Source organism: Nonomuraea thailandensis, assembly GCF_024172165.1.
Classification (GTDB): Bacteria; Actinomycetota; Actinomycetes; order Streptosporangiales; family Streptosporangiaceae; genus Nonomuraea; species Nonomuraea thailandensis.
Genome location: NZ_JAMZEB010000002.1, coordinates 8,454,135 through 8,479,981, shown reverse-complemented (window position 1 = coordinate 8,479,981; position 25,847 = coordinate 8,454,135). Strand labels below are relative to the sequence as shown.

Sequence of the window (25,847 nt, the reverse complement as noted above, 5' to 3'; positions counted from 1 at the left end):
GGCGCGCAGGTACGCGGTCAGCTACCGCCGTGCTCGCTACCGCCGTGCTCGGCGAGGAGGCGGGCCAGCTCGGTGCGCGAGCGCGCATCCAGCTTGCGCATGGCCACGCCGAGGTGCTTGTCGACGGTCTTCGGTGACAGGAACATCTGCCTGGCGATCTCCTGGTTCGTCAGCCCGGCCGCGGCCAGCCGGGCGACCTGGACCTGCCTGGCCGACAGTCCCGGCACGGACTGCGGGCCGCTCCCGGCGGGACGTACCCGGGTGACGGGACGCAGGCCCCAGCGGCGGCCCAGCCGGGTGGCGCGGTCGAGGTCCCAGCGAGCGTCCAGCCGGGTGTACGCGCTCATCGCCTGCTGCAGCGCGCCCTCGGCCGCGGGGTCGCCGAGCTCGAACCGGCACGCCGCGATGTGCTCTCGCGCCTGGGCCGCCTCATAGGCGGCCGGCAGCAGGGCATAGGCGTCGGCGGCGCCGGCGAGCCGTTCGGCCGCCCGGTCCCACCGCGCCGCGGCCATGTCGAGCAGTCCGCGGGTGTGCGCCAGCGCCGGCGCGGCCAGCGGCGCGTCGAGACCGCGCAGCCGGGCCTCGTAACGGTCGGCCAGTTCGGCCGCCGCGTCCGGCCGGCCCGCCGACACCATCGCCTCGGCCAGGGCGGGCACGGCCCGCACCCCGACCGGCCAGAAGTCTCTGCCTTCCCACCTCGTGACCGCCTCGGCCGTCTCGGCGAGGGCGGGTTCCGCCGCGCCGCGCGCGGTGGCCAGCCTCAGCAGCATGCTCACCGGAAGGGGGAGCACGTCGCTGTCCCCGCGCGCGTGCGCCTCGCGGATCACTTCGAGCAGCTGGGAGTACGCGGCGTCGAGGTGGCCGGGAGCGACGGCGAGGCAGGCCGCGACGGAGTTGAGCTGGATGCGCTCGGCCGGGCGGTGGCCGTGGTCGTCGCGCAGCGCCTCGATCTCCGGACGCAGGACGTCCCAGGAACCGCTGAGGTAGTTCACCATCGCGATGTCCAGCCTGAGCCGGAACTCCTCCAGCGGTGAGGCGGGCCCGCTGTCGAGGGCCGCCCGCAGCAGCCGCAGCGCGGCCCGGTGGTGGCCGGTCACCATGGCGGTGCCGCCGACGGAATTGTAGGCGACGCCCTCCTGCTTGGTGACGGGACGGCCGCCCGTCTCCGCCAGCAGGCGGTCGGTCGCCTCCGTCCAGCGGGGATCCCCGTACAGGACGAACAGCATCGCGATCTTGCCGAGCACCAGGAGACGAGTGCCCCGGTCGCCGTCGGCGGGCAGCGTGGCCAGGGCCCGTTCGAGCCACGCCATGCGCTCGTCCAGCGGCCGGTCCGTGATGCCAGGATGGGCCAGCCCCACCATGGCCCAGGCCGCGTACGCAGGCAGCTCCTCCAGGTCGCCGACCGCGTCCTCGAACGACTGCCGGAGCCGCGACTGGTCGACCCGGGTCACGTCGATGTTCAGGGCCAGCAGGAGGCGCAGCTCACCGCGTACCCGGCGGGGCAGATCCCGCTGGATCGCCTCGGCGAGCAGCTCGGTGATCGCGGGAACGCGCAGCACGTTGATGGCCACCCAGCCGAGGCGGATGGTCAGCGCCGCCCGCCGCAGCGGCTCCAGGTCGGCCTGCCGCAGGACGTTCTCCAGCAGGCGCGCGGCTTCGGCGTCGTTGCCGAGCGTGGTCGCGTGCTCGGCGGCCGTGACGGCGGCCTCCACCCACTCCTCCGGCTTGCCCGCGTGCCGCAGGTGGTGCGCCACCTGCCCGAGCGGCACCGGATGCAGGGCGCGCACCGCCTGCGCCGCCAAGGCGTGCAACGACCGGCGCCGGCCCAGCGGGATGCCCTCGTAGACGGCCTGCGCGGCCAGCACGTGACGGAAGCCCACCATCCCGTCCTGCTCGGTGAGCAGCCCGGAGTCGAGCGACGCGTCCAGCGCCTCGACGTCGGGCATGCCGGCGACCTGGACGAGCACCGCGGCCGGCACCTCGATCTGCAGCACCGCCGCCGCATGGAGCACCGCTCGTGCCCCCTCCGGCAGGGCGGCGACGCGTTCCCGCACCGAGGTCAGCACGCCGGCCGGAACGTCCAGCTCGTCCAGCGCCCGGCGGGCCCAGCCGCCCTCCCACCTGATGAGCGCCCCGCGCGAGCGTAACAGCGCCAGCAGTTCCTGGATCGCAAGCGGCAGCCCGGAGGAACGCGTGCACAGATGCTCGGCGAACTCGGCCGAGACCTCCTCGGCCCCGAGGATGGCGGCGGCAAGCGCCCGGGTGGCCGTCACGTCGAGGGGGCCGAGCACGAGATGCTCGTGCCCGACCGTGTCGGGCGGGCGCCCGGTCACCGCCCGCAACGCCGCGTCGGCCTCCTCTCCGCGATAGGTGAGCACCACGCTCAAGGTCTCCGGCAGCGCGCGCACCAGGTAACCGAGGAACTCGATCGTCTGCTCGTCGCCCCAGTGCAGGTCCTCCACGACGAGGAGGGACGGCCCCAGCGCGGCCAGCACGTCGGTCAGCCCGCGGAACAACCGGTGCCGCTCGGCCGCCCGGTCCTCCAGCGGCGGGAGCGGCTCGGGCAGGACGCCGCCCAGCTCGGGCAGCAGCGCCCGCAGCGAGCCCGCCACCGGGGACAGCGGCACACCTTCCAGGTCGGCGGCGCGCCCGCGCAGCGCCTCCACCAGAGGCCCCAGCGGGAACGGCTCCCGCACCTGGCCGCAGCCCCCCGTCAGCAGCCGACGGCCGGCCAGCTCCGGGCGGGCCGACAACTCGGCGACGAGGCGGGACTTGCCGATCCCCGCCTCACCCTCGACGACGGACACGGACGGGGCGGCCACGACCGTTGCGGTCAGCTGCTCCAGCTCGGCTTCACGTGCAATCAGGACGGGAGAGACCACCCGGCCGGCCGCGCGCTTCATCCACCGCTCCTGCCTACTTCTTGATCACCGCACATCTAACTGCAAGAAGGCGGCGATGTCACGGCATCCGCGGCTGGGGCGGCCCGTACAGGTGAGAACGTGCGGGAGGTGCGGTGGCCGAGGGGACGTCCGGGCAGCGGTTGCGTGCGCTGCGGCAGGCGAGAGCCGAGGCATCTCCTTTTTCCCGGGAGCAGGATGCGCCTGCCCGGCCGCACCGAGTACCACGGCCCCGCGAGGGCGGCGGCTCGGTGCCGAGGCTGTTCGCCGGGGCAGGCGGCGTCACGTGTTCCGAAGATGTTCTGTGCGTATACCGCCCTACGGCACTGTGGCACACGGTCACTCAGCCGACCGTGCTGGGCTCCACTGGTTGCTCCGACACCGGAGATGGGAAGGTTCATGCGCAAAGGACAACGGCTCGCGTGGTTCATGGCGTCGGTGATGCTCGCTTCGGGGACAGTGGTCCTCGGCAGCGGGATGTCGACCGCCGGTGCCGACACGATCAGGCCCTACCTCTACTGGTCGCAGACCAGGGGTCAGTGTGGTGGGGTGTGGAAGAACTACCTCGGGACGCGGACCTACGACCCGAACACGCACAGCGTCAAGCGGCTGAAGCGGACCGAGACGACGTCGAGCAGCATGACGAAGATCTACAACCAGAACGGTGTCCGTCAGGCCAAGGTGTACGACGTCTGCACGCACGGACGCATCATCCGCAAGTTCAATCCGACGATCTATCGGCACCGGAGCATCAAGGTGAGCTACGTCTGTTACGCCGGTCGCTGCCGAGTCACCAGCACCCTCTACGGCCGCTGGCTGAGCGGGACCGGCACTCCGATGTAGCGAGTCATCCGCCCTCCCGCCGGCCCAGGTCTGCGGACGGTGCCGGGGCGGATGGCGTTGGCAGCGTACGGTCCAGGCCAGGGTGATCGTGGCGCAGGTCACGTCCGAGGGGCCCGGATGGCGTGTCCCGGCTGTGGGACAGCCAAAGGTCCGCGCCGGGACCCAGCGATCACCCTCAGGCCGAACGCCGCAAGGTCTCGTACTACGCCTGCGAGCCGGCCATGCGCCACCACAAGGACCGCCGCGACTGGTCGCCGACCACCCCGAGAGCCTGTGGATCCGCGAAGACGATCTCGCCGATGTCGTGCACGACTTCTTCGCCGCCCGAGTCTGCAGCCCGCGGCGATTCAGCGTTCTGCGGACCCAGTTGCGCCGTCAGGAGCCGCCGAAGGAAGACGTCCAGGCAGAGCGGTTGAAGGAGACCTGTTCAACCTCGAACTCCGTCACCGAGTCGGCACCCACGAAGTTCTCATCCGCATCAGCGGCAAGAAGGACGACTCGCCACCGATCAAGGCCCTGACAAACACAATCGCCGACCCTCCTGAAGGAGGACCGGCGACCGAAGATGGTTCCCTTGACCTGTGTGCCCCCTGCAGGATTCGAACCTGCGCACCCGGCTCCGGAGGCCGGTGCTCTATCCCCTGAGCTAAGGGGGCTCAACGAGTGTTAAGGCTACCAGCATCTGACCACCACTCGGCACCGGATAAAGCCTCGCGAACACTTCCGGCGAAACCGCTCGTGACCGGCCCGCTACCCGTTAGCTTTGCGCGCGTGGGTGACGTTCTTGGGAAAGTACTGGTCGTAGACGATGACGAGGTCATCCGGCAGCTCATCGCGGTCAACCTGAACCTGGAGGGGTTCGAGGTCGTGACCGCCACCGATGGGCAGGATTGTCTGGAGCGGGTGCTCGACGTCATGCCCGACGTCATCACGCTCGACGTGATGATGCCGTTCCTGGACGGGTGGACGACGGCGCAGCGGTTGCGGGCGGAGGAGGCCACCAGTCACATCAAGGTCGTGCTGATCACGGCGCGGGCGCAGGATGACGACAAGGTGAGGGGGCGGGGGATCGGGGTGGACGCGTATCTCACCAAGCCGTTCGATCCTGCCGAGTTGATTCAGGTCGTGCGGGATCTGGCGGCCGGGTCCCAGGGCTGAGGTCCTCCCGGAGGGGGATCGGGTTTCTGGCGGGGGTAGCGGCGAACCTGGTTGGATTGGCTCATATCGCTCTCGGCGAGGGCGGCGCGACGATGCTGTGAGCAGGACTCCCCGTCCTGTGCCACCGGACCAGCGCGTACGCCGATCGGCCGGCAGTCGTCGGCACGAAGCAGCCGGCCCCGAGAGTCACAGCCAGGAAAGGGTTGAAACGTGCGTAGCTCCATTTTCGGAAATCTGAACCCCCAGCAGCTGCCCCCGGGGTTCGCGCTGGAGAACGGCAAGATGTTGCGGGTCCAGCTCCCCCACGAGGTGCTGGCCAAGCAGGGTTCCATGGTCGCCTTCCAGGGTCAGATGGACTTCGACTACGAGGGCTCGGGCGGCCTCGGGAAGATGTTCAAGAAGGCCATGACGGGCGAGGGCGCCTCGCTGATGCGGGTGCGCGGTGAGGGCCTGCTCTACCTGGCCGACAACGCCGACGACATCCACCTGTTCTACCTGGAGAACGAGGGGATCACGGTCAACGGGCGCAACCTGCTGGCCTTCCAGCCGCAGCTCACCTGGGACATCCAGCGCGTGCAGGGGGCGGGGGTGGCGGCCGGCGGGCTGTTCAACACCACGGTGACGGGCACGGGGTGGGTGGCGGTGACCACGCACGGCACGCCGGTGCTGCTGGACGTGGCGCGGATGCCGACGTTCGCGGACGGGCAGTCCGCGGTGTGCTGGAGCGCGGGGCTGCAGGTGGGGGTCAACCGGACGATGAAGGTGGGGGCCTTGATCGGGCGGGGGAGCGGGGAGGCCATGCAGCTCGCGTTCAGGGGGCAGGGGTTCGTGCTGGTGCAGGCCAGTGAAGGGGTGCCGGTGGTGCAGGCGTCCAGGTAGACGGGTGAGCCGTACGCCGCCTACGAGCGCCTGATCGTGATGGTGAAGGTCGGCAAGAAGCGGACCTGGCAGGCTCGACCGCTCCGTGGCGCTGGCCACCGCCGACTACGTACGGCTGGCGGCGCCCCGCCTGGCGCCCATCACGAGCAACTAGGGGCCGGCGCGGTGTTGGCGCCGTTCCACGACCCCAGGAAGCCGAACGTCGTGGAGGCCCCGGGTGCTAGCAGGCCGTTCCACGAGGCGTTGCGCACGGTCACCGCGGACCCGCTCGCGCTCAGCGTGCCGCCCCAGAGCTGGGTGATCTGCTGACCGCCGGTGAACGTCCACGCCACGGTCCACGCGGGCCTCGACGTGGTCGCGGTGTTCGTGACGGTGACCTCGCCCTGGAAGCCGCCCTGCCACTGCCCGGTGATCTTGTACGCGGCCGCGCACCCGCCGGGCGGCGGGGGCGTGGTGGTGGTGACGGTGGGTGTGGCGGTGCCGCCGCCGGCCAGCGCGTCCACCAGCGCGGGATACCACTTGTCGGACATCTTCTGATCACCCGAGGCGTTCGGGTGCACCCCGTCGTAGGTGTCGCTGCCCGTGCTGAAGCCCGTCCACTGGTCCACCACGGTGATCGGCGACTGCGGGGTGGTGGTCGCGGCGGCCCAGGCGGGGATGGCGTTGTTGAAGTTCACGGTGCGCTGGGCGCACTCGGCGCAGGTGGACGGGTTCATCGGGATGATCTTGGCGACGAGGATCTTCATGTTGGGGTTGCTGGACCGCATCTGGTTCACCAGCGTGGTGAAGGCGCCGAGGATCGTCGCCGGCGCGATGTTGCTCCACACGTCGTTGGTGCCGAAGTGCATCAGCACGATGTCGGGCCGGGTGGCGGAGAGCCAGCCGGGCAACAGGTTCTGGCTCGCCACGTTGGTGGCCAGGTAGCCGCCGTGCCCCTCGTTGTCGCCGTCGTGGGCCACCCCGCAGCCCTGCGGCGGGAGGGTGCCGACGAAGTCGATGTTCGTGTGGCCGGCGTTCTGGAGGCGGTTCCAGAGCAGGGCCCGCCAGCAGCCGGGGGATCCGGTGATGGAGTCGCCCAGGGGCATGATCCTGATGGGGGCGGCGCTGGCCGTGGCCGTGGCGGTGGCGAATAACACCGCCGCGGCCAGGGCCGCGAGCGCGGCCAGCACGGAGCCGGTCTTGCTGCGCATCGTGTGCTCTCCCGTCGTAAGCCTGCGCAGATCGTAGGAGCGGCGGCTCGGCGCCGGGAAGCACGACGATCATGGCGCGGTGCTGACCTGGGAGTACGGATGTAACTTTCAGCCGCGTATCACCGCCAGCGGGCACGGCGCGTGGTGCAGGAGGGCCTGGCTGATCGAGCCGATGAGCATCCCCGCGAGCTGCCCGTGCCCCCGGGACCCCACCACCAGCAGGTCGGCGCGGGCGGAGGTCTCCTTCAGCACCTCCACCGGATGACCGTGCACGACCTCCGCGATGACGTGCACCCCCGGATGCCGCTCGCGGTGCCCGGTCAGCGACTCCTTCAGGTTGCGCAGCGTGTCCTGCTCGCTCTCGCGGGAGGCCGGCTCGAAGCCGCCGGGATGGGGCCAGGCCCAGGCCCGTACGGCACGCAGCCGCGCGCCGCGCAGCTCGGCCTCGGCGAAGGCGAACTCGAGCGCCCGCGCGGCGCACGGTGAGCCGTCGGTCCCGGCCACGATCTCCCCGCGCGGGGACGCGGGCGGCTCATGGATCAGGACGACGTCCGTACGGGCGTGCGCCGCCACCCCGTACGCGACCGACCCGATCAGCAGGCCCCGCACCCCGCCGACCCCGCGGCTCCCCACGACCAGCAGCTGGGCGTCCTCGGACGCCTTGACCAGCGCCGTGCGGGGGTCCCCCGGAAGCAACACGCGCTCCATGCGCACCTGCGGCCACACGCGGTGCGCGCGGTCGCAGGCGGCGGTGAGGACGGTCTCGGCGCCGTCACGCATCCACTGGGCCACCTCGGCGTAGCGGACGGCGCCCTCGCACACCCACTTCGGCACGGCGTGCGCCACGGTCAGCGGCTGCTGCCGCAGCTCGGCCTCGGCGGCGGCCCAGCCGGCGGCCTCCAGCCCCGTACGGGAGCCGTCCACTCCTACGATGATCATGACAGCGCGTAACATTCCACCTCGGCCCGGCGGAACGCCACCCCCTGTGCCTCGGAGTCGCGGGCGCACCTGCGCTCGGCCTTGCTGAGCTTGAGCGTGCCGCAGACGGTCACGCCGGAGTACGTCCGGCAGTCGAGCGTCGGGTCGGTGCTGCCGACGCGGTACATGCGCTTGACCGCCGCACGGCACTTCGCCTTCCCCGTGTCGGAGTAGCGGCACTGGGCGATCAGAGTGTCGTACTGTTCCTGGCTGACTTCGTGCTGATCCATGCCGTCCCCGGCGGCTGCGGTGGCGCCGGACGCGGCCATCACGACGAGTAGTCCTGCGACAGCGGCGAATCTCTTCATGTTTCCCCTGATGGGGACCGTACCGCTCACGGCGATCGCCAAACCTCCGCGGCGAGGTTTCGGGCGGGGCAGGGCGTGGGTACGATCTTCGCCGTCCAACGCGGGAGCCCGGTGTGGACCGGGCTGAGAGGACGGCTGACAGCCGCCGACCGCCAGAACCTGCTCCGGATAATGCCGGCGAAGGGAGTTTGCGCGATGAGTGGTGCGCGCTTTTCCAAGGTCTACAGCGGTGAGCTGCGGGTGCCGATGCGCCAGGTGCACCTGTCGAACGGCTCGTCGGTGACCCTGTACGACACCTCGGGCCCGTACACCGACCCCGCCTACGAGGCGGACCTGCGGCGGGGCCTGCCGCGCCTGCGCGAGCGGTGGATCCGCGAGCGCGCGGCAGCCGGGCAGCCGGTCACGCAGGTCGGGTGCGCCCGGCGCGGGCTGGTGACCAGGGAGATGGAGTTCGTGGCCGTGCGCGAGGGCGTCACCCCCGAGTTCGTCCGCGACGAGGTCGCCGCGGGCCGGGCCATCATCCCCGCGAACGTCAACCATCCCGAGACCGAGCCGATGATCATCGGCCGCAACTTCCTCGTGAAGATCAACGCCAACATCGGCAACTCCGCCGTCACCTCCTCCATCGAGGAGGAGGTCGAGAAGATGACCTGGGCCACGCGCTGGGGCGCCGACACGATCATGGACCTGTCCACCGGCGCCGACATCCACGAGACCCGCGAGTGGATCCTGCGCAACTCGCCCGTCCCGGTCGGCACCGTGCCCGTCTACCAGGCGCTGGAGAAGGTCAAGGGCCGGCCCGAGCTGCTGTCGTGGGAGGTCTACCGCGACACCCTGATCGAGCAGTGCGAGCAGGGCGTCGACTACGTGACCGTGCACGCGGGGGTGCGGCTGGCGCACGTGCCGCTGACCGCCCGGCGCAAGACCGGCATCGTCTCGCGCGGCGGCTCCATCATGGCCGCCTGGTGCCTGGCGCATCACCGGGAGAGCTTCCTGTACGAGAACTTCGCCGAGATGTGCGAGATCCTGGCCCGCTACGACGTGTCGTACTCGCTGGGCGACGGCCTGCGCCCCGGCTCGATCGCCGACGCCAACGACGAGGCCCAGTTCGCCGAGCTGCGCACGCTGGGCGAGCTGACGGGGATCGCCCGCGAGCACGACGTCCAGGTGATGATCGAGGGGCCGGGCCACGTGCCCATGCACAAGATCAAGGAGAACGTCGACCTGCAGCGCGAGCTCTGCGACGACGCCCCGTTCTACACGCTCGGCCCGCTCGTGACGGACATCGCGCCCGGCTACGACCACATCACCTCGGGCATCGGAGCGGCCATGATCGGCTGGTTCGGCACGGCCATGCTCTGCTACGTCACCCCCAAGGAGCACCTCGGCCTGCCCGACAGGGACGACGTCAAGACGGGCGTGATCACGTACAAGATCGCCGCTCACGCCGCCGACCTGGCCAAGGGCCACCCGCAGGCCCAGGCGTGGGACGACGCGCTGTCGGACGCGCGGTTCGAGTTCCGCTGGGAGGACCAGTTCGACCTGTCGCTGGACCCTGAGACGGCGCGCTCGTTCCACGACGAGACGCTGCCGGCCGCGCCCGCCAAGACCGCGCACTTCTGCTCGATGTGCGGCCCCAAGTTCTGCTCGATGCGGATCAGTCACGAGATCAGGGACGCGGGGTACGCGGAGAAGGCGGCCGAGTTCCGGCGGCTCGGAGGCACCCTCTACGTGGAGTGACGCATTGTCCAATGTCCGAAGCCGCAGGCCTGGACAAAGATGACGTGGTTTCCGGCTCTTCCGGTGGCAGCGTGACAGGTGGCCCGGCGCGGCAGTGGCGCCGGGACGCCTCCCACGACCACCAGCAGAGAGGATCTCTCGTGTTGATCAGCACTCGTGCGGCGGCCGTCGTCGTCATAGGGCTCGCCGCCACCCCGGCCGCCGCGGACGTCCACCGGGGGGTGCCACGGCCACCGTCGGCGGTGACGGCAAGGGCCACAAGAAGTTCCGGACCGCCTCGATCGTGTCCATCAAGGACGCGGGCCGGGCCTAACCCGGCAGCGTCTCGCCGCCGATCGGGGCGAGCACCTCGCCCGTGTAGTACGACGACAGCCGGTTCGAGGCGAAGAACACGTACGAAGGGGCGATCTCGTCCGGATCGGCCGGCCGCCCCATCGGCACGTGCTCGCCGAACTTCTCCACCTTCTCCTCGGGCATGGTCGCCGGGATCAGCGGCGTCCACACCGGTCCCGGGGCGACGGCGTTGATCCGGATGCCGCGCTCGACCAGGTTCTGGGCCATGGAGTAGGTGAAGGCGTTGATGGCGCCCTTGGTGGCGGCGTAGTCGATGAGCGACTTGTTGCCGCGCAGGCCGTTGATCGAGGAGGTGTTCACGATGGCCGAGCCCTCGCGCAGATGCGGGAGCGCGGCCTTCGTGACGCGGTAGTAGCTGTGGATGTTGACCGCGAACGTGTGCTGCCACTGCTCGTCGTCCAGCTCCTCCAGGCCGCTCACGGGCTCCTGGTAGGCCACGTTGTTCACCAGCACGTCCAGGCCGCCCAGCTCGGACACCGCCTGCTCCACCACCGAGGCGCAGTGGGCGCGGTCGCCCAGGTCGCCGGGCAGCAGCACGCAGCGCCGCCCGGCCTCCTCGACCAGCTTGCGGGTGTGCGCGGCGTCCTCGTGCTCGCTCAGGTAGGCGATCGCGACGTCCGCGCCCTCCTTGGCGAACGCCACCGCGACGGCCCGGCCGATGCCCGAGTCGCCGCCGGTGATCAGCGCCTTCTTGCCGCTGAGCAGGTCACGGCCCACGTAGTCGCGCATCTCGTCGCGCGGCTCGGGGGCCATCTCGCCGGTGTGGCCCGGATAGGGCTGGTTCTGGGGTGGTGGTGTTTGCGACATGTCCAGCGGCCTGCCCCTGGCCGGGTATGCCTAACGTCAGCTATTTCACGAAACCCTGTGACCGGAGCCAGTCGCGGGCCACCAGCACGGGCACGTCGCCGTCCACGTCCACCTGGGCGTTGAGGGCGCGGATCACGTCGTCGGTCAGCTTCGCGCTGATCGGCGCGAAGATCCTGGCGATCTCCGGATGCGCGTCGGCGACAGGGCGGCGCAGGGTCACCGCCGCGTTGTAGAGCGGGAAGAAGTGCCTGTCGTCCTCCAGCAGGACCAGGTCGAGGGCCTTGATCCGGCCGTCGGTCGTGGTGACCATGCCGAGCGCGCACTGGCCGCTGGCGACCGAGTTGTACAGGACGCCGACCGACACCCTGCGCACGTTCCCCCGCGGGACGTCCTTGCCGTAGGTCAGCCCGTAGCCCCTGAGCATGCCGAGGAAGCCGTCGTCACGGCCGAAGGTCTCGTGGTCGACGCAGAACGTGCGCTGCGCCACGGGGATCTTCGTCAGGTCCGAGATCTTCCTCAGCCCGTACCTCTCGGCCGTGGCCCGCGTGACGCCGATCGTGTAGCTGTTGTTCAGCGGGGCCGGAGGCAGCCAGACGATGCCGTTCTCGCGCAGGTCCAGGTCGCGTACGGCCTCGTACTGCCGTGCGGGATCCGGGATCGGCCTGGCCTGGCCGAGGTAGGTGATCCAGCCGGTGCCGGTGTACTCCCACATCAGGTCGGCGTCGCCCCTGGTCAGCGAGGCGCGGGCGTTCACGCTGCCCTGCACGTTCGTCTGGTCGGCCACGTCCGCGCCGGCGGCGGTGAGGGCCAGCACGGCGATCTTGCCCAGGACGAGCTGCTCCGTGAACTCCTTCGACGTCACCCGGATCCGCGCGCCTTCGAGGCCGGGCACCGGCCGGATGCTGCCCGGCTCGACCGGCGGCACGAACGACGACGCCGGCCGCAGCCCGCACGCCGTGACCGCGACGAGCAGCAGCGCCGCCATGAGCACCCTCACGAGAGCCCCTTCGGCGACAGGTACCGCTGCGCGAGGCCGCCCAGCCAGTCGATGAGCAGCGCCAGCACCGCGATCAGCACGCATCCCGTGATCAGGACGAGGTTGCGCTGCGTGCTCACCCCCGCGGTGATCAGGTCGCCGAGCCCGCCGGAGCCGATGAACGCCGCGATGCCCGCCGTGCCCACGTTCAGCACCAGCGTGGTCCGCACTCCCGACAGGATCACCGGCACCGCCATCGGCAGCTCCACCTTGAACAGCACCCCGGCCGCCGACATGCCGATGCCCCGTCCGGCGTCCACCAGCCGCGGGTCCACCTGCTCGATGCCCACCATCGTGTTGCGCAGCGTGGGCAGCAGGCTGTAGGCGAACAGCGCGACCACCGCCGTCCAGAACCCGATGCTGAACAGCACCGCCAGCAGCACCACCAGGCCCACCGCCGGAGTGGCCTGGCCCAGGTTCACCAGGGACAGCACGACGGGCGTCGCCCTGCGCAGCGCCCGCCGGGTCAGCAGCACGCCCAGCGGCAGCGCCACCACCAGCACCAGCACCGTCGAGAAGAACACGAGCTGGATGTGCTCCCACGTGCGCCTGAGCAGGAACGTCAGGTTCAGCGAGCCCCGCTCGATGCTGTCGAGCGGCGCCACCTGCGTGTAGACGACCATCGCCACGCCGATGAGCAGGTAGCACAGCGGCGGCAGGAACACGTGCCACGACCGCCCGATCCGCGGCTCGGGAGTGGTGGCCTCCCTGGCCGCCGCGCTCTCGACCGTCACTGCGGCTCGCCCCTGCGCAGGCGGCGCTCCCGCTCGCGGGCCTTGATGCTCTGGATCGCGTTCTGCACCGTGGCCAGCGACAGCGCGCCGGCGTACGCCCTGCGCCTGCCGAGCACCGGCAGGAAGTCGGTGTCGGCGTTGAGCAGGGTCTCCAGGGCGTCCTGCAGCGTCATGCGGTGGCCGATCGAGCCGGCGATGGGCTCGCCCGCCGTGCCGACCGGGCCGATGATGCCTTCCAGGTCGCTCTGGGCGACCCACCTGAGCGGGCGGCGCATGCCGTCGAGGACCAGCGCGTAGCCGCGGCCGTCGAGCTCGACCTCGCGCACCAGGTCGCGCGCGTCCATGTCCTCCGTCGCGTACGGCACCTGGTCCAGCTCGATGTCGCCCACCTGGGTCAGGCGCAGCAGCCGCATGGAGGAGCCGCCGCCGAGGAACTGCTCGACGTACTCGCTGGCCGGGTTCGTGAGGATCTCGGCCGGTCTGGCGTACTGCACGACGTGGCCGGGCCGCTGCATGATCGCGATGTGGTCGCCGATCTTGAGCGCCTCGTCCACGTCGTGGGTGACGAACACGATGGTCTTGGCCAGCTCTTCCTGCAGGCGCAGCAGCTCGTCCTGGATGCGCTCGCGGCTGATGGGGTCGAGCGCGCCGAACGGCTCGTCCATCAGCAGCACGGGCGGGTCGGCGGCCAGGGCTCTGGCCACGCCGACGCGCTGCTGCTGGCCGCCGGACAGCCGGCGCGGGTAGTTGTCGCGGAACCGGCCGGGCTCCAGGCCCACCAGCGTGAGCAGCTCGTCCACGCGCTCGGCGATGCGCCTGCGGTCCCAGCCGAGCATCTTCGGGACCTGGGCGATGTTGGCGGCCACCGTCATGTGCGGGAACAGGCCGGCCTGCTGGATCACGTAGCCGATGTGCCTGCGCAGGCGGTCGGGGTCGATGTCGCGGGAGCTCTGGCCGCCGATGAGGATGTCGCCCGAGGTCGGCTCGATCAGGCGGTTGATCATGCGCATGGTGGTCGTCTTGCCGCAGCCCGAAGGCCCGAGCAGGACCACGATCTCGCCTGCCGGGATGTTCAGGTCCAGCTCCTGTACGGCCGGCTCGCCGCCGCCGGGGAACGCCTTGGTGACCTTCCGCAGCTCGATCGGCACGCCGCCGGTGGCCTGGTCAGGCACGGGCGACCCCCCTCCCCGGCGTGGTGAACCGGCCGAGCAGGACGAAGAAGCCGTCGAAGAGGAGCGCCAGGATCGCCACGCCGATCGTGCCGGTCAGGGTGGAGTTGACCGCGTTCGCGCCGCCCAGCCTGGCCAGGCCCGAGAAGATCTGCTCGCCGAGGCCGGGGCCGGAGACGTACGCGGCCACGGCGCCGATGCCCATCGCGAGCTGCGTGGCGACCCGGATGCCGGTCAGGATCACCGGCCAGGCCAGCGGGAGCTCCACCCTGGTGAGCGACCTGCGGCGGCTCATGCCGATGCCGCGGGCGGCGTCGACCAGCATCGGATCCACGCCGCGCAGGCCGACGACGGTGTTGCGGATGATCGGCAGCAGCGCGTACAGCACGATCGCCGTCACGCTGGGCGCCACGCCGAGGCCGAGTGGGGGGATCAGCAGGCCGAGCATGGCCAGCGACGGGATCGTGAACACCACGCCGGCGGCCGACGTGGCGAACGCCGAGGGCCTGGGGCGGCGGTAGGTGGCCACGCCGATGAGCACGCCGAGGACGGCCGCGACCAGCACGCACTGCGCGACCATGCTGGCGTGCTGCACGGTCTCGAAGGCGATGAGGTCCCATCGATCCTCGACGTACTCCCACAGGTTCATCCCCGAAAACCTAACCGTGGGCTGTCAACCTCAAACGCCTCAGCAGCAACAGCCGTGCCTGGTCACGGGGTCAGGGCTGCAGGGAGGCGACGAACTGGGACATGCCGGCCAGCCAGCGATCCGGGTCCTCGGCCTTGCGGCGGGCGTACTCGGCGACCTCCGGGTGCGGGAGGATGTGGAAACGCTCGGCGGCCAGGCCGTCGATGACCGTCGTGGCCACGTCGGCGGGGTCCAGCACGGCGCCCGAGGCGCGTACCGCCCTGGCCGTCAGGTGGCCGGTGTCGATGCCGTGCTCCAGCATCGCGGTCTGGACACCTTGCGGGCACAGGACACTGACCTTGACGCCGTGGTGGGCGTAGTGGATGGCGACCCACTCGGCGAAGGCGACCGCCGCCGCCTTCGTCACCGCGTACGGGGCGTCGCCCGGGCAGCTGATCAGGCCCGCGGCCGAGCACGTGTTGAGCAGGTAGCCGCCGCCCCTGGCCACCATGGAGGGCACGACGGCGCGGGCGGCGTACACGTGGGCCAGCACGTTGACCGCGTACAGGCGGCTCCACTCCTCGCCGGGGGCGTCGAGGCCGTGGCCGCCGATGACGCCGGCGTTCGAGCAGAACAGGTCCACGGGGCCGAACGGGGTGTCGGCGAGCGCGGCCACCTCCTGCTCCGAGGAGACGTCCACGCGTACGGGGACGGCCCGCGAGCCGATCTCCTTGGCCACCGCGGCGGCGCCCGCCTCGTCGAGGTCCGCCACGACGACACCGGAGGCGCCCTCGGCGGCGAACCTGAGCGCGAGCGCGCGGCCGATGCCGCTCGCGGCTCCCGTGACGACGACGACCTTGTCCCGTACCAGCATGAATGCTCTCCCTCCGGCCACCACCGAACCCGCACCCCGGTATAGAACAAGATTCTACTGCGGGAGTGGGCCGAGGCCCAGATGAGAGGTTTCTCATCTCGGCCTCAGCGTGGTCTCCTCGAAAGGCGTCATGGTCGGACGCATGAAACATCGGGGAACGGTGATCCTCCTCGCCCTGCTCGTGGCGGCGGCCGGGGTCATGTCGGTGAGGCTGGTGCGGGCGGCCGACGAGGAGCTCGACCTGGGCGGGCCCGTCGTGGTCTCGCCGACGTCCTCGCCCAGCAGCGGGAGCGCGTCCAGGCCCGTACGCACCGGGGACGAGGGCGGCGTGCCCGACCCCGCGCGGACAGGGCAGGCGGGCACGTCCGAGCCCGCACGGACGGGAGAGGCGTCACCCGGGGCGAGCCCGGGGGCCGTCAAGAGCGGGGAGCCGGTCCGCAGCGAGCGGCCGACGCCGCGCAAGACGAAGGCCGAGCCGGTCAAGCCGCCCTCCCCGAGACCTGGTGGCGGCGATGATGGTGACGACGACGATGATGGTGGCGACGATGACGGCGACGACTGATGGGGAGGTCACATGCGGCTGAGCGCCCGTGCCCGGATCGTGGGCTGGATGCTCGTCGTCGTCGGTATCGCCCTGGCCGTCGCCGTCTCCGTGACCTGGTCCACCCTGCTCACCCGCCTCGACCATCGGATGGATCTCGAGCTGGGCAACGAGGTCGAGAAGCTGCGGCGGTACGCCGCGACCGCGTACGACGCCCAGTCGGGGCAGCCCCTGGCCGACGTCGAGCAGCTGATGATCGGATACCTCCAGCTCAACGCGCCCGACCGGTGGGAGACCTTCTTCAGCATCCTCGACGGCAGGGCCCACAAGATCACCGCGATCCCGCCGCCCGTACGCCTCGACACCGACGAGAAGCTCCTCGCGCGGATGGCCACGGCGACCCGGGTCGAGCGCCACGAGATGGAGACCAGCAAGGGAACGGTCCACTACGCGGTGATCCCGGTGAGCGTGGCCGGAGACTCCCGGCGCGGGCACTTCGTCGTGGCGCACTTCTACGACCTCAACCGCGACGACATCGTCGACGCGGTGGGCGCGCTCGGGCTCTCCGCGCTGGCCGCGATGGGGCTGGCGGGGGCGGCCGGATGGTTCGTGGCCGGGCAGGTGCTGGCGCCGGTGCGGCTCGTCCGCCAGACGGCCGAGCAGATCAGCGACTCCAGCGACCTGACCCGCCGCCTGGACGTGCCGGGCGACGACGACGTGGCGGCGCTCGCCTCGACGTTCAACCACATGCTCGACCGGCTCGAACACGCCTTCGTCGTGCAGCGCCACTTCATGGACGACGCCGGGCACGAGCTGCGTACGCCGATCACGGTCATCCGCGGCCACCTGGAGCTGATGAGCGACGACCCCGATGACCGCGCCGAGACCCTCGCCCTGGTCACCGACGAGCTCGACCGGATGAACCGCATCGTCGACGACCTGCTCACCCTGGCCAAGGCGGAGCAGCCGGGGTTCCTGGCACTCGACAACGTCGAGCTGGCCGATCTCACGGTCAGCGTGGTCGCCAAGGCCCGGGCGCTGGGCGATCGGCAGTGGCGGGTCGACGAGGTGGCCGAGGCGCGGCTGCCCGCCGACCGGCACCGCCTCACTCAGGCGCTCATGCAGCTCGTCGCGAACGCCGTGCGCCACACCGCCGACGGCGACCTGATCGCCGTCGGCTCCGCCGTGCGTGACGGGCGGGTCGAGCTGTGGGTGCGCGACAGCGGCCCGGGAGTCGCGCCGGCCGAACGGGAGCGCATCTTCGGGCGGTTCGTCCGCGGTGCCGGGCGCACCGGGGCGCACGACGGGGCCGGCCTCGGCCTGGCCATCGTCAGATCCATCGCCCAGGCTCATGGAGGCACGGTGAAGGTGACGGAGGCCCCCGGCGGCGGGGCCTGTTTTGTGATGTCTCTTCCGCTATGGGAGCTGTGGAGGCTGGGTTGAACCGGATTCTGATCGCTGAGGACGAGGCGAGGATCGCCTCATTCGTGGAGAAGGGGTTGCGGGCCAACGGCTTCGTGACCGCTGTGGTGGGAGACGGGGTGGCGGCGTACGACCTGGCCAGCGCGGGCGGGTTCGACCTGCTCATCCTGGACATCGGGCTGCCGTTGAGCGACGGGTTCACCGTGTTGCGGCGGTTGCGCGAAGCCATGGTGACCATCCCTGTGATCATCTTGACCGCGCGTGACAGTGTGAGCGACACCGTGGCGGGGCTGGAGGGGGGCGCCGACGACTACATCGCCAAACCCTTCGCCTTCGAGGAGTTGCTGGCCAGGGTGCGGCTGCGGCTGCGGGCCGAGCGCACGCCCGAGGTGACCGTGCTGCGGGTTTCCGACCTGTCGCTGGACCTGCGTACCAGGCGGGTCTACGTCGGGGATCGGGCGGTGGACCTGTCGACCAGGGAGTTCGCCCTGGCGGAGATCTTCTGCCGGCATCCCGACCAGGTGCTGACGCGCGAGCAACTGCTCAGCCACGTGTGGGGGTTCGACTTCGACCCCGGGTCGAACGTGGTGGACGTCTACGTCCGCTACCTGCGCCGGAAGATCGGCGCCGACCGCATCGAGACCGTCCGAGGCACGGGTTATCGCATGAGAGTCGCCTAATCGTCAGCTCACCACCGCTTCACCCCCCACCACCAAGCTGTTCATCAGGAACACTGCGGAAGGAGCGGTTGTGATAACCGGACTGACGATGGATCTCGTGGCGATCGTGCTGCTGGCCTACGGCCTCTACTACCGGCGCCACCATCGGCGCGACCTGCTGTTCGCCTACATCGCACTGAACGTGGGCATCTTCGCGGTCGTGTCGCTGCTGCTGGTCCAGCGGGTCGACATCGCCGTCGGGTTCGGGCTGTTCGGCGTGTTGTCCATCATCCGGCTGCGATCGAGCGAGATCACCCAGCAGGAGATCGCCTACTACTTCGTCGCGATCGTGCTGGGCCTGGTCAACGGCATCGCCGGCGCGTGGCCGCTGACGGCGCTCCTGCTGAACGGGGTGCTGCTGGCGGTCATGTACGTCGCCGACCACCCCGGCCTCCTGGGGCGGACCCGCCACCAGGTCGTGACGCTGGACGTGGTGCACGCCGACCCGGAGGCGTTGCGGGTGGATCTGGAGAGCCGGTTGCGGGCCCGGGTGTTGCAGTGCGAGGTCACGCAGGTCGACTACGTACGGGACGTGACGGTGGTGGACGTGCGGTACGTGGCGCCCAACGCCAGGGCCGGTGTGCGGTGACGGCGGCCGGACGGACGGGGGAGGTGCGCATGGCTGAGCCGTACGCGGACGTGCTGCTCGCAGGGGTCGCCGCCACGATGCCGGCGGTCGGGCTGGAGGACGTGCCGGAGCTGATGAGCCGGGTCGACTGCAAGTACATCGTCACCGCCTCCACCATGGCGAGGCTCGCGGCGGAGCTGGGCGACCGCTTCGTCGTGCTGGGGATCGAGGGGCGGCGGCAGTTCCGCTACACCTCCACCTACTTCGACACTCCCGGCCTGCTCACCTACCACCAGCATCGGCAGGATCGGCGGCGCAGGTTCAAGCTGCGCACGCGGACCTACCTCGACGGGGGCGGCCAGTGGCTGGAGCTGAAGCTCAGCGGCGCGCGGGGCAGCACCGACAAGCACCGCATCCCCTACGACGGGGTGCCGAGCCACACGCTCACGAGTCAGGCGCTGGAGTTCGTCCACGACACGCTGCTCAGCGAGCTGCGCCTCGTCGCGCCCGAGACGCTGGAGCCGGTGCTGGCCACGGACTACAAGCGGGTGACGCTCATCGACCGCTCCGGCGCGGCGCGGCTGACCTGCGACACCGGGCTGGTGTGCCGCGACGGGCAGCGCAGCAGCCCGGCGCGGGGGGATCTGGTGCTGCTGGAGTCCAAGTCGGCGGACGGGAAGGCGCTGATCGACAAGGTGTTGCGGGGGCTGGGGGTGCGGCCGGTGAGTGTGAGCAAGTACTGCCTCGCGGTCGCCGCGCTCAGGGAGCTGCCCGCCAATCGGTGGCATCCGGTGTTGCAGCGGTATCTGGCGCACCGGCCTGGCCCGCGCCGTCCGGTCGCACGGGGGCGCTCGTTCGGGCACCCGTCCAGGTCGCCGTCCGGGGCGTCGGCGGGCTCCTGGCCGGGGCCGTCGCCAGCGTCCTGATCCGGGCCTTCGCCAGGGTTCTGATCCGGGCCTTCGCCGGGGGCCTGATGCGGGCCGTCGGCGGCGCCTCGGCCGGGTTTCACCGGCCTGCTCGGAGCGGCGGCGAAGCGCCGGGAGGGCTGGCATAGTGATCGGCCATGGATGTCGCCAGGTGGCTGCTGATCGACGAGTCCGTTCGCGACGAGATCGCGGAAGAGGCCCATACGGCGGTGGCCGCCGGGCGTCATGACTTCGAGCAGGTGGTCCGGGGCGTGACCGAGACCTGGGCGGACGAGGTCGAGGACAAGGACCTGCTGGACGAGGCCGTCAGGGACGTCGTGGCCGAGGAGTTCGCCGGTCAGCTCGCCGCCCAGGCCGGATGGCCCGCTGTCACGGACAACGACCGGCTGAGCCTGGCCATGGGGGAGCTGGCGATGGCGGGGATCGTGGCCAGGGAGCACTACACCTGCTGCATGAGCTGCGGGATCGCCGAGATCGGGAGGGAGATCAGCGGGCTTTCCGGGGTGCGGGGTTACGTCTTCTACCACGGGCAGGACGTCGAGAGGGCTGTGGCGGGCGGGGATGTCCATCTCGCCTTCGGGCCCAGCGAGCTCGGGGGAGAGGGCGAGCGTGGTCTCGGCGCTGGTCTCGGCGGTGGTCTCGGCGGTGGTCTCAGCGGTGGTCTCAGCGGTGGTCTCAGCGGTGGGATCGGGGGTGAGATCGTCGAGGTGCTGCGGCGGCGCGGGCTGCGGGTCGAGTGGAGCGGGGACGACGGGCAGCGCATCCAGGTGCGGGTGGATTGGCGGCGGCGGCGCTTCGGGTGGCTGGCAAAGCATCCGGGGATGGGCGGCGAGCCGGGGCCGGGGTTGCTGGCCACCTTCTGCGACCACTCCTGGGCCTCCGTGGACGAGCCGGTCGTCATGTCGGCGCAGGAGAGCCGGGATCTGCTGCTCTGGCTGACCCCGCGTGACGGCAACTTCGCCTGTTTCGAGGGGGAGCCGGGGAGCGTGCTGCAGTTCGCGTGGGAGGGCGGGACCCGGCTCTGGGCGGAGACGCCGGATGCGGCGGCAGGCTGCTCCTTCGGGCGGCATGTGACCCTCGACGAGGGGTTGGCGATGATCGCTTTGCTGGCGGAGGAGGGGCGGATCGGGCTGCGGGATCTGGGGGAGTTGGAGATGGTCTCTTGGGCTCAGGGCCTGCGTGTATGGAGGGGCGATTGACACCTTCTATGGCTAACCGCTATCTATGGGCTAACCGTTAGGGGAGGGTGTAGCGCAGTGCTGGCGATGCTCGCCGAGAAACCGACGCAGGCGTGGCAACGGGTGACCGCCCTGTGAGTGACAGCAGCTTCGGGCCGGAGCCGAGCGGCCGTGGCCGGAGCGCCGAGGGGCGAGCCGGGGCGCAGGGGCGTCCGGGCCGGCGTCGTCGCACGGCTCGGGAGGGCGCGTCAGGCCGCGGCCCGTCCCGCGGCGCTGCGGGCGCCGCGTCCGCCAGGCCGGCGAACGGCGCCGAGACGTCAGGGAGCGCCCGTGTGAACGGTTCCGGCGGTGAACGCGGACGGCCGGACGGGATTGGCGGTGAACGCGGACGGCCGGACGCGGACGGTGGCAGGAGCGGACCGCCGGACGCGGACGGTGGCAGGAGCGGACCGCCGGACGCGGACGGTGGCAGGAGCGGACGACCGGACGCGGACGGTGGTGAGAACGGGTGGACTGACGCGGACGGTGGTGGGCGGGGGCGATCTCGTCGTACCGGGTGGAAGCGTTATGTCCCGAGCTGGAAGATGGTGCTGGTGGGGTGCACGGTCCTGGTGGCCGGTCTCTTCGGCATGATCATGGTGGCGTACGCCAACACCCCGTTACCCACGCAGCCCCAGCAGCAGGCCATCGAGCAGGGCAGCATCATCTACTACCGGGACGGCAAGACCGAGATCGCCCGGCTCGGCACCAAGCGTGAGATCGTGCCGATCTCGAAGATCCCGCGGCACGTCCAGGACGCCTTCATCGCCGTCGAGAACCGCACGTTCCGCACCGACCCGGGCATCTCGGTGTCCGGCACCCTGCGCGCGGTGTGGAGCACCGTGAGCGGCCAGCAGGTCCAGGGCGGCTCGACGATCACGCAGGAGATGGCGCGCGGCTACTACGACGGCCTCAGCCAGGAGCGGACGCTCAAGCGGAAGATCATGGAGATCTTCGTGTCCATCCGCGCCGGCAAGGAGATGTCCAAGGACGAGATCATGGCCATCTACCTCAACACGATCTACTTCGGCCGCGGCGCGAACGGCATCCAGGCCGCCGCGCAGGCGTACTTCGACAGGGACGTGGACGAGCTGACCGTCGCCCAGGGCGCGTACCTGGCGGGCCGGATCCAGAGCCCGGACGCCTTCGACAAGGCGGAGGCGGGGAGGAACTGGGCGCCGACCAGGGAGCGGTTCGACTACGCGGTCCGCGGCATGGCGATCGTCGACCCGGCGAAGTACGGGCAGCTGGCCACGACGGCGAAGTTCCCCAAGCTCGCCCCGCTGGACAAGAAGGAGACCCTCAAGGGCGTCAACGGCTACATGGTCGACATCGTCCAGCGGGAGCTGGAGAAGCGGGGGATCAGCAGGGAACGCCTGCGCAAGGAGGGGTACCGCGTCACGACGACGTTCGACAGGAAGCTGATGGCGGCGGCGAAGAAGACGGTGGAGAGCAATCTGGCCGCCGTGGGCGACAGGAACATCCACGCGAACCTGGCCGCCGTGGACCCGCGCAACGGCCAGGTGCTCGCGTTCTACAGCGGCCACGACTACCTGAAGAGCTTCACCAACAACGCCTTCGACGCCGGCAAGCAGGCGGCGTCGGCCTTCAAGCCGTACGTGCTGGCCGCCTGGCTGGAGAAGGGGTACAGCCTCAGGAGCTACGTGTCGGGCGACGGGCCGGTCACGCTGCCGGGCACCAAGCCGATCGGCAACTCGCACGACGTGGGCGCGGCCGTGCAGATCGACCGGGCCACCGCGGAGTCGGTGAACACGGCGTTCGCCACGATGGCGCAGGAGGTCGGCCTGGAGGAGGTCGCGAGGATCGCCGAGGCGGCCGGGATCGACGAGGACGATCTGGAGCAGGCCATCGAGCAGCACGCGTACGGCATGTCCATCGGCGCCGGCCTTGTGACCCCGGTCGAGCAGGCCACCGGGTACGGCATCTTCGCCAACGGCGGCGTCCACCACGACGCGCACGTGGTGCTGGCGGTCAAGGCGTACACGGGCAGGACCGTCATGAAGGAGGCCGGCAAGTCGGCGACGGTCATCAGCCCGGACACCGCCGCCGACGCCACCTACGCGATGCAGCAGGTGGTCAGGTACGGCACCGCCAGGGGCACCACGCTGCCCGGCGGCCGCCCGATCGCCGGCAAGACCGGCACCAACAACGAGAACAAGGAGGCCTGGTTCGTCGGCTACACCCCGCAGCTCTCGTCGGCCGTCGGGATGTACAAGGAGGTCCCGCGGATCGACCCGAAGACGAGGAAGGTCATCAAGGACGCCAACGGCCACACCCTGCGCAGGGAGGTCTCGCTCGGCGACATCCAGGGCGCCGGCACGCCCACGAAGATCTGGCGTGACTTCATGACGATCGCGATGGCGAACAAGCCGGTCGAGCCGTTCCCCGCCCCCGCGTTCGGCGGCGAGACGCACGACCTGGTCCGCAAGCCGACGCCCAAGCCGACCGGGGAGCCGTCCGAGGGCCCGTCCGAGGAAGAGGCCGGCGCGGATCCGGCCTGCGCCGGCGATCCCGCCTGCGCGGGCCCGGACGAATCCGGCGACGACCCGCTCGGGGACGCCGGCGACGAGACGGCGGACGACGGTGGCGATCCCGGTGACAGCACCACCATCGACGAGGGCACCCAGCCCTTCGGGGGAGGCTAGGCGGCGTCCCTGCGCGACATCATGCGGTCGAGCAGGACGGGCACCGTCGTCAGCGCCGCCAGCCCCGCACCGACCCACGGAATGGCACCGAGCCCGCCCGCACCGATCGCGGAGGGGGCGAGCACGAGGGCGGCGAAGGCGGGGACGAGGCTGATGCCGAGCTGGAAGGCGGAGACGGTGGTGGCGCCGGCCAGCGTGGGCGCCTGTCCCGCGATGGCGAACACCCGCCCGTAGATCGCCGGATTCAGCACGAATCCGGCGACCCCCAGCAGCAACACCAGGGGAACGACGGCCACCGCGTGCCGGGCGAAGACCCCGAGCAGCACGGAGCCGGCCAGGATCCCCAGGGCGCCGGCCAGGAGCGCGTGGGTGGGCAGCCGGTCGGCGACCCTGCCTCCGATGGACAGCCCGATGAAGGCGCCGGCGCCGAACAGCGTCAGGACCGCGGGGATCCAGACCCCCGGCAGGCGGGTGACGCCGGTGAGGAGCGCGGCCAGGTAGTTGAAGGTGATCATGTACGCGGCGGTGCTGAGGAGGGTGGCGGCGTACACGACCCACAACTGGGGGTGTCGCATGGCGCGCAGCTCGTCCCGGATGCCGGCCTCGCCGCGCTCGCGGGTGGCGGGCAGCGCCACGAACGTCAGGAGCGCGCCGGCGACGGTGAGGGCGGCCACCGCCCAGAAGCCGCCACGCCACCCGGTGAAGTAGCTGATCAGCGTGCCGGCCGGGCCGCCGGCCACCATCGCGAGGCTGAGCCCGCTGACGACGACCCCCGAGGCGCGCGCCGCGCGGTCGGGCGGGACCAGGCCGATCGCGGTGACCGCGGCGACCGCCCAGAACCCCGCGTACGCGAGGCCGGACAGGAAGCGGGTCACCAGCAGCACCGCGTAGCTGTCGGTCAGGACGCCGGCCACCACGCACGCGGCGAAGGCCGCCTGCGTGGCCACCAGCGTCGCCCGCCGCGGCCAGCGCAGGGTCGCGATGGCCAGGGGCGGGCCGCCGACGACCACCGCGGCGGCGAACGCCGAGATCAGCGCCCCGGCGGACGACAGCGTGATCCGCAGGTCGCCGGCGATGGCGGGCAGCACGCCGGCGAGCAGGAACTCCGCGCTGCCCATCGCGAACAGGCTCAGCGACAGCAGGTAGACCCCCGCGGGCAGCCTGTCCCGCCGCACGGCCCGCATCGGGCCGGCGCTCACCGGCTCTCACCGCCCAGGGCGTGACGCTCAGCGGAACGCCGCACGTCCTCCTCCACCAGGTCGCCGTTGACGGCGATGGCGGCGGCCGACCCCATCCCCGCCGCGGTGACGACCTGGGCGCGCGGGTCGACGACGTTGCCGGCGGCCCAGACGCCGGGCACGCTGGTACGGCCGGTGCGGTCGGTGACGGCCCAGCCGCCCTCGTCCCTGGCACAGCCCAGGCCGGTCAGCAGTTCGTCGTGCGGCACCATGCGCGGGAAGACGAAGACGGCGGCGCGGGGGATGGCGCGGCCGTCGGCGAGCTCGACGCCGCGCAGGCGGTCGTCCTCGACGGCGAGCCGGGCGATCGTGCCCTCGACGACGCGTACGCCGTGGCACTCCAGGCGTTCGCGATCCTCCGGCGCCAGGTCCAGCGCGTGCCGCAGGAACAGCACGTCGTCGCTCCACTGGCGCAGCAGCAGGGCCTGGTGCACGGCTCCCGGGTGCGTGCCGAGCACGGCGAGGGGCCGGTCGCGCACCTCGTAGCCGTGGCAGTAGGGGCAGTGCAGCACGTCCCGGCCCCACCGCTCGCGGATCCCGGGGATGGCGGGCAGCTCGTCGCGCAGGCCGGTCGCCACCAGGATGCGGCGGGCGTCGAGCACCTGGCCGTCCGCGAGCCGGACGGTGAAACCGTGGTCGATCCGCTCGACCCGGCTCCGGACGAGCCGCACGCCGTACCGGGCGATCTCGGCACGGCCGAGCTCCAGCAGCTCGGCCGGGGGCAGGCCGTCGCGGGACAGGAAGCCGTGCATGTGCTCCGCCGGGGCGTTGCGGGGCTCCCCGGCGTCGATCACGGCGACCTTGCGCCGCGCGCGGCCCAGGAGCAGGGCCGCGTTCAGCCCGGCTGCCCCGGCGCCCACGATCACCACATCGTGCCTGTTCATCGCCTTGTTCACAGCGATCACCTCCGGCGCCGATGGTGCGCCGGCCGGTGCTTTAATGACAACTACCG

23 protein-coding genes, 1 tRNA gene and 1 riboswitch are annotated in these 25,847 nt (G+C 71.2%); of the genes, 11 read left to right on the top strand and 13 right to left on the bottom strand.

Translation table 11 applies throughout. The features are described from left to right. Nucleotides 1–17: 17 nt before the first annotated feature. Nucleotides 18–2,903 carry a helix-turn-helix transcriptional regulator gene (locus HD597_RS42690; protein WP_253751041.1) on the bottom strand — a complete coding sequence of 962 codons (2,886 nt, stop codon included), beginning with the start codon at nt 2,901–2,903 and terminating at the stop codon, nt 18–20. Between the two features lie 396 nt (nt 2,904–3,299). Between HD597_RS42690 and HD597_RS42685 the strand changes: the two genes are divergently transcribed. After that, nucleotides 3,300–3,743, top strand: a complete 444-nt coding sequence (locus tag HD597_RS42685) for a hypothetical protein (RefSeq protein ID WP_253751038.1) — start codon at nt 3,300–3,302, stop codon at nt 3,741–3,743. A gap of 584 nt (nt 3,744–4,327) precedes the next feature. Here HD597_RS42685 and HD597_RS42680 read toward each other — a convergent pair. Beyond that, a tRNA-Arg gene (locus HD597_RS42680) sits at nt 4,328–4,399 on the bottom strand. Nucleotides 4,400–4,514: 115 nt separating this feature from the next. On the opposite strand from HD597_RS42680, the gene HD597_RS42675 reads away from it, so the two are divergent. Together HD597_RS42675 and HD597_RS42670 are read left to right on the top strand one after the other, a co-directional pair. Beyond that, nucleotides 4,515–4,901, top strand: a complete 387-nt coding sequence (locus HD597_RS42675) for a response regulator transcription factor (RefSeq protein WP_253751036.1) — start codon at nt 4,515–4,517, stop codon at nt 4,899–4,901. Between the two features lie 210 nt (nt 4,902–5,111). Next, nucleotides 5,112–5,780, top strand: a complete 669-nt coding sequence (locus HD597_RS42670; RefSeq protein WP_253751033.1) for an AIM24 family protein — start codon at nt 5,112–5,114, stop codon at nt 5,778–5,780. Nucleotides 5,781–5,920: 140 nt separating this feature from the next. Here HD597_RS42670 and HD597_RS42665 read toward each other — a convergent pair whose 3' ends face one another. From HD597_RS42665 to HD597_RS42655, 3 genes are all read right to left on the bottom strand, one after another. Further along, complete coding sequence (locus HD597_RS42665; protein ID WP_253751030.1) at nt 5,921–6,970, bottom strand: cellulose binding domain-containing protein; 1,050 nt, start codon at nt 6,968–6,970, stop codon at nt 5,921–5,923. 108 nt (nt 6,971–7,078) lie between these two features. Then, complete coding sequence (locus HD597_RS42660; protein WP_253751027.1) at nt 7,079–7,909, bottom strand: universal stress protein; 831 nt, start codon at nt 7,907–7,909, stop codon at nt 7,079–7,081. After that, on the bottom strand, nt 7,906–8,256 hold the full coding sequence (locus tag HD597_RS42655) for a hypothetical protein (RefSeq protein ID WP_253751024.1): 351 nt from the start codon (nt 8,254–8,256) through the stop codon (nt 7,906–7,908). Before HD597_RS42655 ends, HD597_RS42660 begins: the two co-directional genes overlap by 4 nt. 90 nt (nt 8,257–8,346) lie before the next feature. Further along, a riboswitch (TPP riboswitch) is annotated at nt 8,347–8,459 on the top strand. On the opposite strand from HD597_RS42655, the gene thiC reads away from it, so the two are divergent. Beyond that, nucleotides 8,452–9,996: a phosphomethylpyrimidine synthase ThiC gene (gene thiC, locus HD597_RS42650; protein WP_253751020.1), complete on the top strand. Its 1,545-nt coding sequence runs from the start codon at nt 8,452–8,454 to the stop codon at nt 9,994–9,996. (Overlaps the previous riboswitch by 8 nt.) Nucleotides 9,997–10,305: 309 nt before the next feature. On the opposite strand, the gene HD597_RS42645 is transcribed toward thiC, so the two are convergent. The 6 genes from HD597_RS42645 to HD597_RS42620 all read right to left on the bottom strand — a co-directional run bounded on the left by HD597_RS42645 (nt 10,306) and on the right by HD597_RS42620 (nt 15,598). Then, on the bottom strand, nt 10,306–11,157 hold the full coding sequence (locus tag HD597_RS42645; protein ID WP_253751018.1) for an SDR family oxidoreductase: 852 nt from the start codon (nt 11,155–11,157) through the stop codon (nt 10,306–10,308). A 40-nt stretch (nt 11,158–11,197) separates the two neighbouring features. Beyond that, nucleotides 11,198–12,154, bottom strand: coding sequence for a glycine betaine ABC transporter substrate-binding protein (locus HD597_RS42640; RefSeq protein ID WP_253751015.1), 957 nt, complete (start codon nt 12,152–12,154; stop codon nt 11,198–11,200). Continuing rightward, nucleotides 12,151–12,927 carry an ABC transporter permease gene (locus tag HD597_RS42635; protein WP_253751012.1) on the bottom strand — a complete coding sequence of 259 codons (777 nt, stop codon included), beginning with the start codon at nt 12,925–12,927 and terminating at the stop codon, nt 12,151–12,153. Before HD597_RS42635 ends, HD597_RS42640 begins: the two co-directional genes overlap by 4 nt. Then, nucleotides 12,924–14,099 (bottom strand): ABC transporter ATP-binding protein, encoded by a 1,176-nt coding sequence (locus tag HD597_RS42630; protein WP_253751009.1) that lies wholly within the window; start codon nt 14,097–14,099, stop codon nt 12,924–12,926. Before HD597_RS42630 ends, HD597_RS42635 begins: the two co-directional genes overlap by 4 nt. Continuing rightward, nucleotides 14,092–14,745 (bottom strand): ABC transporter permease, encoded by a 654-nt coding sequence (locus HD597_RS42625; protein WP_253751006.1) that lies wholly within the window; start codon nt 14,743–14,745, stop codon nt 14,092–14,094. Before HD597_RS42625 ends, HD597_RS42630 begins: the two co-directional genes overlap by 8 nt. Nucleotides 14,746–14,815: 70 nt before the next feature. Beyond that, nucleotides 14,816–15,598: an SDR family oxidoreductase gene (locus HD597_RS42620; RefSeq protein ID WP_253751003.1), complete on the bottom strand. Its 783-nt coding sequence runs from the start codon at nt 15,596–15,598 to the stop codon at nt 14,816–14,818. Nucleotides 15,599–15,740: 142 nt separating this feature from the next. On the opposite strand from HD597_RS42620, the gene HD597_RS42615 reads away from it, so the two are divergent. From HD597_RS42615 to HD597_RS42585, 7 genes are all read left to right on the top strand, one after another. Next, the gene (locus tag HD597_RS42615) at nt 15,741–16,160 is read left to right on the top strand and encodes a hypothetical protein (RefSeq protein WP_253751000.1); all 420 of its coding nucleotides are present in this window, start codon (nt 15,741–15,743) and stop codon (nt 16,158–16,160) included. 12 nt (nt 16,161–16,172) lie between these two features. Beyond that, nucleotides 16,173–17,582 (top strand): sensor histidine kinase, encoded by a 1,410-nt coding sequence (locus HD597_RS42610; RefSeq protein WP_253750997.1) that lies wholly within the window; start codon nt 16,173–16,175, stop codon nt 17,580–17,582. Further along, nucleotides 17,579–18,241 (top strand): response regulator transcription factor, encoded by a 663-nt coding sequence (locus HD597_RS42605; protein WP_253750994.1) that lies wholly within the window; start codon nt 17,579–17,581, stop codon nt 18,239–18,241. Before HD597_RS42610 ends, HD597_RS42605 begins: the two co-directional genes overlap by 4 nt. An 88-nt stretch (nt 18,242–18,329) precedes the next feature. After that, the gene (locus HD597_RS42600; RefSeq protein WP_253759699.1) at nt 18,330–18,869 is read left to right on the top strand and encodes a DUF4956 domain-containing protein; all 540 of its coding nucleotides are present in this window, start codon (nt 18,330–18,332) and stop codon (nt 18,867–18,869) included. Between the two features lie 29 nt (nt 18,870–18,898). Then, nucleotides 18,899–19,774 carry a polyphosphate polymerase domain-containing protein gene (locus HD597_RS42595; RefSeq protein ID WP_253750991.1) on the top strand — a complete coding sequence of 292 codons (876 nt, stop codon included), beginning with the start codon at nt 18,899–18,901 and terminating at the stop codon, nt 19,772–19,774. 137 nt (nt 19,775–19,911) lie between these two features. Beyond that, entirely contained in the window at nt 19,912–20,973 is a 1,062-nt protein-coding gene (locus HD597_RS42590; RefSeq protein WP_253750988.1) for a DUF6891 domain-containing protein, read from the top strand. A gap of 563 nt (nt 20,974–21,536) precedes the next feature. Then, the gene (locus HD597_RS42585) at nt 21,537–23,657 is read left to right on the top strand and encodes a transglycosylase domain-containing protein (RefSeq protein ID WP_253750985.1); all 2,121 of its coding nucleotides are present in this window, start codon (nt 21,537–21,539) and stop codon (nt 23,655–23,657) included. Here HD597_RS42585 and HD597_RS42580 read toward each other — a convergent pair. Next, nucleotides 23,654–24,856 (bottom strand): MFS transporter, encoded by a 1,203-nt coding sequence (locus HD597_RS42580; RefSeq protein WP_253750982.1) that lies wholly within the window; start codon nt 24,854–24,856, stop codon nt 23,654–23,656. The two genes, HD597_RS42585 and HD597_RS42580, sit on opposite strands and share 4 nt — an antisense overlap. After that, a complete protein-coding gene (locus HD597_RS42575) occupies nt 24,853–25,779 on the bottom strand; it encodes an NAD(P)/FAD-dependent oxidoreductase (RefSeq protein WP_253750979.1) in 927 nt (308 codons plus the stop codon). The genes HD597_RS42580 and HD597_RS42575 overlap by 4 nt, the downstream gene beginning before the upstream one ends. Nucleotides 25,780–25,847: the final 68 nt, after the last annotated feature.